Source organism: Nonomuraea sp. NPDC050733, from assembly GCF_040654215.1.
In the GTDB taxonomy this organism is placed as follows: Bacteria; Actinomycetota; Actinomycetes; order Streptosporangiales; family Streptosporangiaceae; genus Nonomuraea.
The window spans coordinates 166,780-179,744 of the sequence record NZ_JBFAHO010000002.1 but is presented as its reverse complement, the minus strand read 5'-3'; the positions used below and the strand labels follow the sequence as shown (position 1 = coordinate 179,744).

The following is a 12,965-nucleotide window of genomic DNA, read 5'->3' as shown; positions in this document are numbered from 1 at the left end:
CGCCCACGAGATGAACCATGAGGCCACATTCCCACTCGTACAACGTCTGGATCGGGGCCATCGGTTTCCGATCCGTCGGTATCGAATCGGCCACGACATTCGGGGGGCCGCGGCGACCGTCTGCTTTGTGTCGTTCTGCTCGGTGTTGTTCTAGGCGTCAGTCGAGAGGGCGAGCACCTCCGCGCCCTTCAGCCCGGCCAGGGTGGAGCCGGCGACGGCCAGCTTGCTGCGGCGCAGGCCGCTGCCGATGACCACCTTCGGGTGCTCGGCCACGCGCGCGTCGACCAGGATCGGCCAGTCGGCCGGCAGGCCCAGCGGCGTGATGCCGCCGTACTCCATGCCGGTCAGCTCCACCGCCTCCGCCATCGGCGCGAAGCTCGCCTTGCGGGCGTCGAGGTGCTTGCGCACCACTCCGTTGACGTCGACCCGCATCGTGGCCAGCACCATGCAGGCCGCGTAGCGGGTCTCGCCGCCGCGCCTGGCCGCGACGACGACGCAGTTGGCCGACTCGTCCATGCCGACGCCGTAGCGCTCGCAGAACGCCGCCGTGTCGGCCAGCTCGGGGTCGATCTCGGCCACCTCGGCGGCCTCGGCCAGCTCACGCACCGCGCGGGCCACCGGGTCGGCCAGCAGATCGGTCCGCTCGGTCGCGGGCACCCAGTGCAACGTCATCCCATCTCCTTGTTCGCTCTCCCAGGACCCTACGCGGTCCCGGTGACAGCGTTGCCGTCACTGCGCGCGCAGCACCCTCTGGTGCAGCTGCGTGACGGCCGCGCGGGCCGACTCCATGGCGCCCGCCTGCCAGGCGATCAGGTGGGTGAGCCAGTCGCCCGCGAAGTAGACCCTTCCGGTGGGACGTTGCAGAAGAGTGAACGACGAATCAAAGGCCGGCCAGTAGACCCAGCCGCCCTGGATGTGCTCCTGGCGTTCCCAGGCGACGGAGACGCTGGACAGCAGGTCCTTGCCGTACTTGTCGCCGTGGATCTTGCGGCCCTGGGTGAGGGCACGGCGGCGGCGGTCCTCAGGCGTGAGGGCTCCGTACAGCTCGGCGTCGCGCCCGGTGTTGTAGTAGCCGACGATCAGGCCGCGCTCGGCGTGGTAGCCGTACGACGGGTACCAGATGTGGGTGATGTCGAGGTCGGTCTCGGTGATGCCGCCGTAGACGCGGTCCTCCAGCTCCCACCAGCGCCGGCCGTACTCCATGCCGATCTTGCCGGCGGCGACGGGGACGGGCGTCCTCAGCGCGGCGGTGACCTGCGCGCCCAGGTTGTGCGGGACCCGGGCGAGCAGGTGGGGCGGCAGGGTGGCGACGCAGTAGTCGGCCTTGAGGCTGCCGCCGTCCCAGGTGACCTCGACACCGTCGGGCAGGTTCGTGATCTTCGTGACGCGGGCACCGGTTCTGATCCGGTCGGCGCCCACGGACTCCGTCAGCCGCGTGACGATGGCGTCCATGCCGCCGACCGGCTGGAACATCGGCGTGGCCTGGTCGTAGCCGAAGTCGTTGAGTATGGCGCGGCCGGTGCCGGCGGCGAGGACGTCGTGCAGCGCGCCGGGGCCGGCGACGGGGATTCCGCCGTCCAGGGCCGGGTACGTCAGGTAACCGCGCCGCGGCGAGCCCTCGTAGTCGAGTTTGGGGCCGAGGTCGCCGAACCTGCGCAGGAAGTCCAGCAGGCGTTCCTGGTCGTCCTTGGTCATCCGCCGGTCGAGGGCTCCGGCGTTCGTCGCCTTGGCCAGCAGCTCCGCTATATATCCATACATATCGGCTTTTGCGGTGCGGGCCCGCATGGTGCCGCCGTTCGTGTGGACGTACGCCTGGGCGTTGCTGTTCACGAACGTCTCGATCGGCACGCCCAGCTCGCGGCAGTAGTCGAGCGTGACCATCCACTGCGCGATGCGGGCGGGGCCGGCGTTGAAGTAGACGCCCTCCCCGAACCTCGCCTCCTGCGAGCCGCCGCCCGTCTCGGTCAGCCGGTCGCCGCCGCGCAGCGTGAGGTTGCGCCCGCCGGCCCGTCCGCGCGCCTCCAGCAGCGTGCAGTCGTAGCCGGCCTTGCCCAGCTCGTACGCCACGGTGAGCCCCGCGATCCCGGCGCCAAGGATCACCACCTTGGCCGCGGCCCTGCCGCTGAGGGAGAAGTCGCCGGGGCGCGGAGCCGCGAACGCCTTGTCCTGACCGGACGGCGCCAGGCCCAGAGCGCCCATGGCGGCGTACATCGCGCCCGCGCCGCCGACCGCCCCGATGCCGACGAGCAGTCCTCGCCGCGTCAGCGCCGCACCCTCCACGCCGTACCTCTCTCCAGGCAGGTCTCCGGACATCCAGAAGGCCGTCCCCCTCGGCGGGGCGACGGCCGCTCCGCACCGTACACCCCGCGTCGGTCGCGGCGGTTCCGGCCGGGCCGTGTCAGCCGTAGGGGCCGCTGCCGCAGGCGATCTGGCCGCCGATCGTGGCGAAGATGCCGAACAGCGCCATGATCTGCGTGAAGTCGTCCGTCGTGAACTCGACGTGCCGCGACCCCACCGCCTTCACCCCCGGGATCAGCCCCACCGCGGCGGCGATGGCCGTGGAGTTCCACTCCACCCCAAGCGTGTACGGCGGAGCCGGCCGGTACGGCGTGAAGTCCGTCAACCGGGTGAGGGCCCGCTTCATGGCGTCACGGATGAGGGACTGGGCGACCCCCGGCGGCAGCAACTCGGCCGAGAACTTGTCGATCCCCTTCTTCACCGCGACCGTCTCGACGTCGCCGAGCAGCTCGCGCGCCTCCTCACCGACGGCCTCGTCACCGGTCACCAGCACGACCGGGACGCCGTGGAACCCGGCGCACGCGGCCACCAGCCGGGTCTCGCCGCACACCTCGCCGTTGAGGTAGACGTTCTGGATCTCCTTGCCCATCCACGTGTGGTTGAGCACGCCGTGCTGGACGCCGGCGCGGGCGTGGTAGCCGACGAAGCCCGCCGCCTGGTACGAGCCGTCCAGGCCCTGCGCCATCCGCTGCGCCTTGCCGGGGCCACGGATGAGGGTGGCGCGCGGGTCGAGCAGGTCGATGCGGAGGTTCTTGGTGGAGCCGTGCGCGTCGTTGACCAGCACCGACGTGGCGCCGGCGGCGCAGGCGCCCGCGACGGCCGCGTTGGCGTCGGCGGTCATCAGCTCGCACCCGCGCTCGTAGCCGCGCTTGCCGGCGTGCATCTCCTCGGGGTCGGTGAGCCCGGTGACGCCCTCCATGTCGACCGACAGGTACACCTTCATCCGCCGCTCCTCCTTCACGAGCCCCAGGTCTCCACCCGGCGCACCTCGTCGTCCGTCATGAACCCGACCTCGGCGGCCATGAACGCCGCCGCCCGCTCGCGCCACGCCAGCGGGATCTCCTCGATCGCCGGCGGGTAGCAGTGGTCGAGCCAGCTCGTCGACTCCTCGGTGACGTCGAAGTACTCCAGCGCCTTGGCGAACACGGTGTTCTCGATGCCGGGCACGCGCGCCAGACCGTACTGGATCATCTCCTGACCGCCGTAGGGCGGCGGGCGCATCCACTTGCGGGCCACGGCCCGGTCGGCGGTGATGGGCGTGTCGAGGGGCCGCCGCTCGACGGCGGCCTGGATGAGCTCCTTGTACAGGCACTTGCCGCAGGTTCGGCAGGGGCCGTCGGTGCCGCGCAGGCACCAGCGGACGTGGTCCTTGAGGTCCGAGCCCAGCGCCAGCCGCATGGTGACGGCCTCGCTGACGCCGCCGACCGGCAGCACGATGTGGACGCCCACCGCGGCGAACAGCCGCCCCCACTTGCCGTGCGGCGCCCACAGGTCGTTGTCGGGCGTGTAGCGCAGCAGGTAACGGCCGCCGCCGAGCCACCGGGAGCCCATCTCGTACCCGAAGCCGAGGCCGCCGAGGTCCAGCCGGTCGGCCGACAGCAGCGCGCCGGCCGCGACGGCCTGGTGCTCGGGGTAGCCGGGGCGGGGCTCGGCGAGCGTGTACTCCAGGTCGGACTCGAAGATCGTGAGATCGCGCCCGGTGCCCTTGGCCAGCGTGGCGAGGACGTCCGAGCGGTAGTGGGGCCACCGGTTCGGCACGCGGGAGTGCGGCACCCGCCGGAAGTGGACGAAGGGGGCATCCGGGTAGACGGTGGCCGCGGCCACGGAGTCCGCGCCGCCGCTGTAGGAGATCGCGAGCGTGCTCCCGGCCCGGCGGGGCTCGGCGCCCACGGGCCCGGCCTCGACGCCCCACCCGTCGTGCAGCACGGCGGCGACCTCGGCCGACACGGCCCGGTCGAAGGTGATCCGCCTGCGCGTCCACGGGGCGGCGACGGTCCACGCGGCCACGGCGAACAGGTCGGGGTGCGCGTCCTCGGGAACGCCCGAGACGGTGCAGGAGTTGATCGCGAGCTTGACGGGGTGACCGTCGGAGGCGTGGCCGGTGATCTCGTCCTCGGGGTCCAGGCGGAAGGTCAGGTGACCCCCCGACCAGGTGACCCTCACGACCGCTCCTGGGCGCCGGCGTGGGACCTGAGGTCGTCGATGGCCTGCCAGACCAGGACCTCGTTCTGCAGCACGCCGTCCATCGCCTTGGCCGTCTCCTGCGCCAGGCGCTGGGCGTCCTGGGCGAGGCGGCGGGCCTCGTCCAGCCTGGCGCGGTCCGGCCCCGCCGTCGCGGGCCTGGCGTTGCGCAGGCGCTCGACCTCGGCCTGGAGCGTCGCCATCTCGCGGCGCAGGGTCTGGACCTCCCACAGGGCGTCCCGGATGTCCTGGCGATGGTCGGCGATGGAGATGTACCGGGCATCGAACCACGTGCGCACGGCCTGACGGAGCCGCGCGGGGACCAGGACGCGCATCATGAAACGTCACCATAGTGGGAAATCACCACCCGCCATCGCGCCGTGCCCGAATGGCAACACCATCTCTTACTCGCGCCCGCGCGGACCCGCGTGCCGGAGCCGGGAGGCCGCCCAGCTCGGGCCTCCCGGCGCTGACAGGGGTGTTGACGGATGCCCGGCGGGCGCTTACGTTTCCGGGACGCGTGCGAAATATATCGTTGCAGTTCCGAAAATTTCGGAGGGCGTCATGTGGCGAGGCGTTGTCGCGATCACCCTGCTCGGCCTGCCGGCCGTCCACGTCCCATCCGCCGATCCATCCACCGACTCATCAACCGGCCCGTCCCCGGCCGCCGCCGCGATCACGGTGCGCGAGCACGTCCGCCACCAGGCGATCGACGGCTTCGGCATCTCCCAGGCGTTCCGCCGCAACGAGCTGGTCCGCGCCCTGCCCGAGGCCCAGCAGCGGGAGATCCTCGACCTGTGGTTCGACCGCCGCGAGGGGGCCGGACTGAGCATCCTGCGCCTCGGCATCGGCTCCTCCCCCACCGGCAGCCCGTACGACCAGATGGCGTCGATCCAGCCCGAGGACCCGGGTGGCCCCGACGCGCCGCCCCGCTACGTCTGGGACGGCGACGACAACAGCCAGGTCTGGGTCGCCAAGGCGGCCAAGGAGTACGGCGTGCGCCGGTTCTTCGCCGACGCCTGGAGCGCCCCCGGCTACATGAAGACCAACGGCGACGACAAGAACGGCGGCTCGCTCAAACCCGAGTGGCGCGCCGCCTACGCCCGCTACCTGGCGCAGTACACCCGCTTCTACGCCCGCGAGGGCATCAGGATCACCGACCTCGGCTTCACCAACGAGCCGGACTTCACCGCCACCTACGCCTCCATGCGGTTCACCCCGGCCGAGGCCGCGGAGTTCGCCAAGGTCCTCGGGCCCGTCGCCAAGGGCGTGGACGTGGTGTGCTGCGACTCCTTCGGCTGGAAGGAGGCCAAGGCGTACACGGCGGCCGTCGAGGCCGACCCGGAGGCCCGCCGCTGGGTGAAGACCCACACCGGCCACACCTACGCCAGCCCCGTGGACGGCCCCCTGCCCACCGCCCGCCGGACGTGGATGTCGGAGTGGAACCCCAACGGCAGCACCTGGGACGAGCGCTGGGACGACGGCGGCGGCTACGACGGCATGACCATCGCCTCCGCCGTGCACGACGCGCTCACCCTCGGGAACGTCAGCGGCTACGTCTACTGGCTGGGCGCCTCGCGCGGCGCCACCCGGGCGCTGCTCCAGATCGACGAGACGGCCAAGACCTACCACGTGTCCAAGCGGCTGTGGGCGCTGGCGGCCTACAGCCGGTTCATCCGGCCGGGGGCGGTGCGGGTGGACGCCTCCGCCGCCGACCCGGCGCTGAAAGTTTCGGCGTTCCGCAACGCGGACGGCTCCCGGGTGGTGGAGGTCCTCAACACGGGGACCGCTCCGGTCACGTGGACCGGCGTACCCGGCCGGGCGACGGCATACCTCACGGACGAGACCAACGACCTGGCCCCGTCCCCGGTCAGGAACCGCACGGTGACCCTGGCCCCACGGGCCCTCACCACGGTGGTGGTCGACGGGTGACCACGGCCCCGGTGACCTGGCGGCCGTGACGGCGCCCGGCCCGTGCGGGCTCAGCGGCCGTGTCCCTGGAGGCCCTCAGCCCCGCACGGCGACCGGGGGCCGGCCGGCCGTGCCGTGACGGAAGGACGTCATCGCCCGGAGAACTTGGGACGCGTCTTCTCGGCGAAGGCGGTCATCCCGGCACTCGCGTCCTCGGTGGCGAACAGGCCGGAGAACTGGAGGCGCTCGATCTCCAGCCCCGTGTCCAGGTCGGTCTCCAGGCCTTGGTCGATCGCCTGCTTGGCGGCCCGCAGCGCCACCGTGGGGCCGCCGGCGAACGTGGCCGCCCACTCCAGCGCCGCCGTGTGGACGTCCGCGTCCGGCACCACCCGGTCCACCAGCCCCATCGCGAGGGCCTCGGCGGCCGCCACGTGCCGGCCGCTGAAGATGAGGTCCTTGGCCCGCGCCGGCCCGACCAGGCGCGGCAGCCGCTGCGTGCCGCCCGCGCCGGGGATGATGCCGAGCTGGATCTCCGGCTGGCCGAGCTTGGCCGACTCCCCCGCGACGCGGAAGTCCGCGCACAGCGCCAGCTCGCACCCGCCGCCGAGGGCGTAGCCGGTGATCGCGGCGATGACGGGCTTGCCGATGCGCGCGACGGCGGTGAAGCAGTCCTGCAGCGTCCGGGAGTGCACGGCCATGTCGGCGTACGACATGCCGGCCATCTCCTTGATGTCGGCGCCGGCGGCGAAGACGCGCTCGCCGCCGTAGAGCACGACCGCGTGGACGTCGGGGTCGGCGTCGACGGCGCGGGCCGCCTCGGCGATCTCCCTCTGCACCTGGCCGTTGAGTGCGTTCATCTTGGGGCGGTCGAGCCTGATGGTGGCGGTCTGCCCGGCTACCTCTACGCGTACGAACTCAGCCATGACCCGACCCTACAAGAGCGCCCCGCGGAAGATCGGCCGCCGTGAAGTGCTGAAAAAAACCTTCGCAAAGCTCTCGCCGAAGAAAGAAAATGTTGAGACGCTGTGCCTGCACCCGCCCCCAGCAGTCTAGGAGCGCCCATGCGCAGAGCGCTGGCGATCGCCGCTGTCGCCTTCCTTCCCTTAGCGAGCCTTCCCTTAACGATCATCCCCACGGCGGCCCACGCCGCCGAACCCGACGACCGGCAGCAGGCGTTCACCGCCGCCGCCGAGGAGTTCAAGGTCCCCGAGAGCGTCCTGCTCGGCGTCTCCTACCTGGAGTCTCGCTGGGACGCCCACGCCGGCCAGCCCAGCAACAACGCCGGGTTCGGCCCGATGCACCTGACCGACGCCGCCTCCTTCGCCGGCTCCAACCACCACGCGGAAGGCGAGGAGGACCCCCGCGGCGACGAGACGCGGCCGCTGGCCGCCCCCACCACGACCCCCGCCCCCGCCGAGATCCCCGCCTCGCTGCGCACCATCGAGAAGGCCGCCGAGCTCACCGGCGAGAGCCGTGAGAAGCTGCGCGCCGACGACGCCGCCAACATCAGGGGCGGCGCGGCCCTGCTCGCCGACTACCAGAAGTCGATCGGCGCGCCGCTGAGCGACGACCCGGCCGAGTGGTACGGCGCGGTCGCGAAGTACTCCGGAGCGGAGGAGTCGCAGGCCGCCAAGGTCTTCGCCGACGAGGTGTACGCGACCATCAAGGAGGGCGCCGACCGGGTCACCGACGGCGGCGACCGCGTCACCCTCAAGCCGATCCCCGGCCTGGAGGCCGTCGAGAAGTGGCTGGAGAAGCTCGGCCTGCGCCCGCCGCGCCGCGACGGCGTCGAGTGCCCGCCCACGATCTCCTGCGAGTGGATCCCGGCCGCCTACGCCCAGCTCCCCGACGACGACTACGGCCACTACGACCTGGCGAACCGCCCGGTCAGCCAGAAGATCGACTACATCGTCATCCACGACATGGAGGGCTACTGGGGCCCCTCGGTCAAGCTCAACCAGGACCCGAAGTGGCCCGGGAGCTGGCACTACTCCGTCCGCTCCAGCGACGGCCACATCGCCCAGCAGATCAAGACCAAGGACGTCGGCTGGCAGGCCGGCAACTGGTACATCAACGCCAAGTCCATCGGCATCGAGCACGAGGGCTTCCTGGCCGAAGGCAGCACCTGGTACACCGAGGCGATGTACCGCTCGTCGGCCAAGCTGGTGCGCTACCTCGCGCTGCGCCACGGCGTGCCGCTCGACCGCGCGCACATCATCGGCCACGACAACGTGCCGGGCACGCTGCCGACCACGGTCAAGGGCATGCACGAGGACCCGGGCCCGTTCTGGGACTGGGCGCACTACTTCGAGCTGATCGGCGCCCCGCTGCACCAGTTCGGCGGCCCCAGGTCCGGATCCATCATGATCAAGCCGGACTTCGCGACCAACAAGCCGTACTTCTACGGCTGTGACCGCAAGAACCCGGAGAACGCCTGCCCGCCGCTGCCCGCCTCCACGGTCTGGCTGCGCACCGAGCCGCGCGCCGACGCCCCGCTGGTCAAGGACATCGGCAAGCACCCCACCGGCGAGTCGCTCTACAGCGTGTACGACCACAGCGCCCGCGCCACCACCGGCCAGCGCTTCGCCGTGGCCGACCGGCAGGGCGACTGGACGGCGATCTGGTACCTCGGCCAGAAGGCGTGGTTCCACAACCCCGCCTCCGCGCCGACCGCCGTGCCCTCCATGGGCCTCGTGGTGACGCCCAAGCCGGGCCTCGCCACGGTCCCGGTGTACGGCAGGGCCTACCCGGAGAAGGAGGCGTACCCGGCGGACATCCCGTACCAGGCGGTCACCCCGCTGCAGTACACCTTCTCGGCCGGCGAGAAGTACACGCTGGCCGGCCCGGCGGCGACCGAGTACTACCGGGCGGTCACCTTCGAGCCGGAGCCGCACAGCGTGGTCAAGGGCAAGACGAAGTACCTGGAGATCCAGTTCGGGCACCGCGTCATGTTCGTCAAGGCTGACGACGTCCGGGTGTCGTTCTCCGGGTGAACTCCTGAACGGCGCGCCTGGTGCTGTTCCACGCCTCCTGGGAGGAGTCGAACGTGCGCTGGGCGACGCCGACGAACACGCAGTCGATGACGAGGAGTTGGCTGATGCGGCTGGCCAGCGCGCCGGGACGGAACTCCGTCTCGCGCCCGGCCGAGATGAGCACGTGCTCGGCCAGCTCCGCGATGGTCGAGCGGGGGTTGTTGGTGATCGCCACGGTGGTGGCGCCGGCCTCCTTCGCCCGGCCCAGCGGCTCCAGCACGTCGGGCGTCTCGCCCGACGTGCTGATGCCGATCGCCACGTCGCCGGGCTTGAGCAGGACGGCGCTGGTCAGCGCCAGGTGGGCGTCCTGGAACGCGTGGCTGGACAGGCCGATGCGCAGCAGCTTCTGCGCGACGTCCGCCGCGACCAGGCCCGAGGCGCCCACGCCGTAGGCGTCGACCCTGCGCGCCCCCACGATGGCGTCGATGACCAGGCCGAGCCGCTCGGAGGTGAGCTGGGCGACCGTGTCGTTGATCGCCTCGGACTCGGCCCTGGCCACCTTGACGATGACCTCCGACAGCGGATCGTCGGGCGCGAGGTCGCCGGGCACCAGCCGGTCGGGCTGGGCGGCCGCGGCGGCCAGGGCCAGGCGGAGCTGCGGGTAGCCCGCGAAGCCCAGCAGCCTGGCCGTGCGCACGATCGTGGCCTCACTGGTGCCGGAGGCGGCGGACAGCTCGGTGATGGTGCTCCGCGCCACCGTCGCGGGATCCTCCAGGATGAGGCGTGCGACGGTCTGCGCGGCGGGCGTCAACGAGGGGAGCACGCCGCGGACCGTGGCCACCAGAGTGTCGGCTCGCACGCCGTTCCCGCTGTCGTCCACATCCCGATTATCCAGCGCCGTCAAGGCCCGCCGCCCCGGCCGGACGGCGACCCTGTCGTCACCGGAGGGTGCCGTTGGTCATCCCGACCGGCTCCTCGGGCACGGTGACCAGCCCCAGCTCGGCCGGCGAGGCCGCCAGCGCGTGATGGGGCACCACCCGGACCGTGTAGCCGAACGGTCCCGTGCGGTCCAGCGGCACCACGCCCGTGTAGTGGGCACGGCCGTCGTCGTCCGTGTCGACGGGCGTGAGCGCCAGATAGCTCGGGCGGATCAGCTCGTCGTGCGGCCCGACCTTGCCGTAGGCGGCCTGGACGAGCACGTCGTCCGGGGTCAGGTCGCCGAGCGCGATCGTGGCCCGCAGTTCCAGCGCGGCCCCCACCTCCGGGGTGTCGCCGACGCCCGAGCCCTCCACGTGCTCGACCCGGACCCCCGGCCACGCCTTGGCCACGCGCAGCCGCCAGGCGGCGAAGGCGCGGGCCCCGGCGGCGGAGTCGGCCGACAGCGCGCGGCCCGCCTTGGCCGCCGGCGTGTAGAGGCCGACGACGTAGTCGCGCAGCATCCGCCCCGCGAGCACCTTGGGCCCGAGCGAGGTCAGCGTGTGCTTGACCATCTCCAGCCAGCGGCGCGGCAGCCCGTCCGCGGCCCGGTCGTAGAACCGGTCGGACACCTCGTGCTCGATCAGGTCGTAGAGGGCGGCGGCCTCCAGCTCGTCACGCCGGTCGGTGTCGGCGACGCCGTCGGCCGTGGGGATCGCCCAGCCGTTGGTGCCGTCGTACCACTCGTCCCACCAGCCGTCGCGGATGGACAGGTTGAGCCCGCCGTTCAGGGCCGACTTCATGCCGGACGTGCCGGACGCCTCCAGCGGGCGCAGCGGGTTGTTCAGCCACACGTCGCAGCCCTGCGTCATGAGCTGACCGAGCGCCATGTCGTAGTCGGGCAGGAACACGATCCGGTGCCGCACCTCGGCCTGGTCGGCGAACTTGACGATCTGCTGGATCAGCTTCTTGCCGCCCTCGTCGGCCGGGTGGGCCTTGCCGGCGATCACGATCTGCACCGGCTTGTCCGGGTCGAGCAGCAGGCTCTTGAGCCGCTCGGGGTCGCGCAGCATGAGCGTGAGCCGCTTGTACGACGGCACGCGCCGGGCGAAGCCGATCGTCAGCACGTCGGGGTCGAGCGCGTCGTCGATCCAGCCGAGCTCGGCGTCGGAGGCGCCGCGGTCGCGCCAGGAGCGGCGCAGCCGGACCCGCGCCCCCTCGACCAGGCGGCGCCGCAGGACGCCGCGGATGTCCCAGAGGTCGCCATCGGCGATCTTCTGCACACCCTCCCAGCCGCGCGCCCGCTCGATCAGCGAGGGCAGCTCGCGCCCGGCCAGCTCCATCAGCTCACGGCCGACCCAGGTGGGGGCGTGGACGCCGTTGGTGATCGAGCCGATCGGCACCTCGGCCACGTCGAAGCCCGGCCAGAGGCTCTTGAACATCTCCCGGCTGACCTCGCCGTGCAGCACCGACACGCCGTTGACGCGCTGGGCCAGCCGCATGCCCATGACCGCCATGTTGAACCGGCCGGGGTCGGCCTCGGCGCCCAGGGCGAGGATGCGCTCCACGGGCACGGTCGGCCAGGCGTTGTCGCCGCCGAAGTGCCGCTCGATCATCTCGACGGGGAACCGGTCGATGCCCGCGGGGACGGGCGTGTGCGTGGTGAACACCGTGCCGGCCCGCACGGCCTCCAGCGCCTCGTCGAACGACAGCCGCGCCTCGGTCAGCTCGCGGATGCGCTCCAGGCCGAGGAACCCGGCGTGGCCCTCGTTGGTGTGGAACACCTCGGGCTCCGGGTGGCCGGTGATGCGGCAGTAGGCGCGGATGGCGCGCACGCCGCCCACGCCGAGCAGCAGCTCCTGCATGAGCCGGTGGTCGGTGCCGCCGCCGTAGAGGCGGTCGGTGACGTCGCGGGCCGCGTTGTCGTTGTCGGCCACGTCGGAGTCGAGCAGCAGCAGCGGCACCCGGCCGACCTGGGCCACCCAGAGCTGGGCGTGCAGCGCCCGGCCCTCGGGCAGGCCGACGCGGATCTTGACGGGGGTGCCGTCCTCCTCCTTCAGGAGGGTCAGCGGCAGGCCGCCCGCGTCGAGCGAGGGGTAGTGCTCGAGCTGCCAGCCCTCGGGCGACAGCGACTGGGTGAAGTAGCCGTGCCGATAGAGCAGGCCCACGGCCAGGATGGGGACGCCGAGGTCGCTGGCGGCCTTGAGGTGGTCTCCGGCCAGGATCCCGAGCCCGCCTGAGTACTGCGGGAGCGCGGCGGCGATGCCGTACTCGGGGGAGAAGTAGGCGATGGCACGCGCGGCGTCGGGCAGCGTCTGATACCACCGCGGGGCGGTCATGTACTCGCGCAGGTCGTCGGCGGCGTCGGCCAGGCGGCGCAGGAAGCGGCGGTCGGCCGCCAGCTCGGAAAGCCTGGAGGGGTCCACGGCGCCGAGGAGGGCCACCGGGTCGTGGCCCACCTGTTCCCACAGGCGCGGGTCGACCTCGGCGAACAGGTCTGTGGTCTCAGGATGCCACGACCATCGGAGGTTGTGGACCAGCTCGCCGAGTGCGGCCAGCTCCCGGGGCAGGACTGTGCGTACGGTAAACCGGCGGATAGCTCTCACGTTTGTGCACCCTATGGGCTAGGAGGGACCTCTCAGTCCCTCACCCTCAGCAAGGACGTTCAAACCACTTCCGGGAAGAAGC

At 71.9% G+C, this 12,965-nt stretch carries 11 protein-coding genes; 3 read left to right on the top strand and 8 right to left on the bottom strand.

Annotated elements, in window-relative coordinates:
* Window positions 1-150: 150 nt before the first annotated feature.
* From AB0H64_RS04490 to AB0H64_RS04470, 5 genes are all read right to left on the bottom strand, one after another.
* Window positions 151-672: a YbaK/EbsC family protein gene (locus tag AB0H64_RS04490; RefSeq protein WP_357620034.1), complete on the bottom strand. Its 522-nt coding sequence runs from the start codon at window positions 670-672 to the stop codon at window positions 151-153.
* A gap of 57 nt (window positions 673-729) precedes the next feature.
* Window positions 730-2,313 carry an FAD-dependent oxidoreductase gene (locus AB0H64_RS04485; RefSeq protein WP_357620032.1) on the bottom strand — a complete coding sequence of 528 codons (1,584 nt, stop codon included), beginning with the start codon at window positions 2,311-2,313 and terminating at the stop codon, window positions 730-732.
* A gap of 85 nt (window positions 2,314-2,398) precedes the next feature.
* A complete protein-coding gene (locus tag AB0H64_RS04480; RefSeq protein ID WP_357620030.1) occupies window positions 2,399-3,241 on the bottom strand; it encodes a M55 family metallopeptidase in 843 nt (280 codons plus the stop codon).
* Between the two features lie 14 nt (window positions 3,242-3,255).
* A complete protein-coding gene (locus AB0H64_RS04475) occupies window positions 3,256-4,461 on the bottom strand; it encodes a DUF6395 domain-containing protein (protein ID WP_357620028.1) in 1,206 nt (401 codons plus the stop codon).
* Window positions 4,458-4,817 carry a hypothetical protein gene (locus tag AB0H64_RS04470; protein ID WP_357620026.1) on the bottom strand — a complete coding sequence of 120 codons (360 nt, stop codon included), beginning with the start codon at window positions 4,815-4,817 and terminating at the stop codon, window positions 4,458-4,460. The genes AB0H64_RS04475 and AB0H64_RS04470 overlap by 4 nt, the downstream gene beginning before the upstream one ends.
* A gap of 226 nt (window positions 4,818-5,043) precedes the next feature.
* Between AB0H64_RS04470 and AB0H64_RS04465 the strand changes: the two genes are divergently transcribed.
* Window positions 5,044-6,411, top strand: coding sequence for a glycoside hydrolase (locus tag AB0H64_RS04465; RefSeq protein ID WP_357620024.1), 1,368 nt, complete (start codon window positions 5,044-5,046; stop codon window positions 6,409-6,411).
* A gap of 128 nt (window positions 6,412-6,539) precedes the next feature.
* Here AB0H64_RS04465 and AB0H64_RS04460 read toward each other — a convergent pair whose 3' ends face one another.
* Window positions 6,540-7,313: an enoyl-CoA hydratase-related protein gene (locus tag AB0H64_RS04460; RefSeq protein WP_357620022.1), complete on the bottom strand. Its 774-nt coding sequence runs from the start codon at window positions 7,311-7,313 to the stop codon at window positions 6,540-6,542.
* On the opposite strand from AB0H64_RS04460, the gene AB0H64_RS04455 reads away from it, so the two are divergent.
* Window positions 7,312-7,443, top strand: a complete 132-nt coding sequence (locus AB0H64_RS04455; protein WP_357620020.1) for a hypothetical protein — start codon at window positions 7,312-7,314, stop codon at window positions 7,441-7,443. The genes AB0H64_RS04460 and AB0H64_RS04455 overlap by 2 nt on opposite strands.
* Before the next feature lie 8 nt (window positions 7,444-7,451).
* A complete protein-coding gene (locus tag AB0H64_RS04450) occupies window positions 7,452-9,383 on the top strand; it encodes a peptidoglycan recognition family protein (RefSeq protein WP_357620018.1) in 1,932 nt (643 codons plus the stop codon).
* On the opposite strand, the gene AB0H64_RS04445 is transcribed toward AB0H64_RS04450, so the two are convergent.
* Both AB0H64_RS04445 and glgP read right to left on the bottom strand, forming a co-directional pair.
* Window positions 9,346-10,242: a MurR/RpiR family transcriptional regulator gene (locus AB0H64_RS04445; protein WP_357620016.1), complete on the bottom strand. Its 897-nt coding sequence runs from the start codon at window positions 10,240-10,242 to the stop codon at window positions 9,346-9,348. The two genes, AB0H64_RS04450 and AB0H64_RS04445, sit on opposite strands and share 38 nt — an antisense overlap.
* 58 nt (window positions 10,243-10,300) lie before the next feature.
* Window positions 10,301-12,883, bottom strand: a complete 2,583-nt coding sequence (gene glgP, locus AB0H64_RS04440; protein ID WP_357620014.1) for an alpha-glucan family phosphorylase — start codon at window positions 12,881-12,883, stop codon at window positions 10,301-10,303.
* Window positions 12,884-12,965 lie beyond the last annotated feature (82 nt).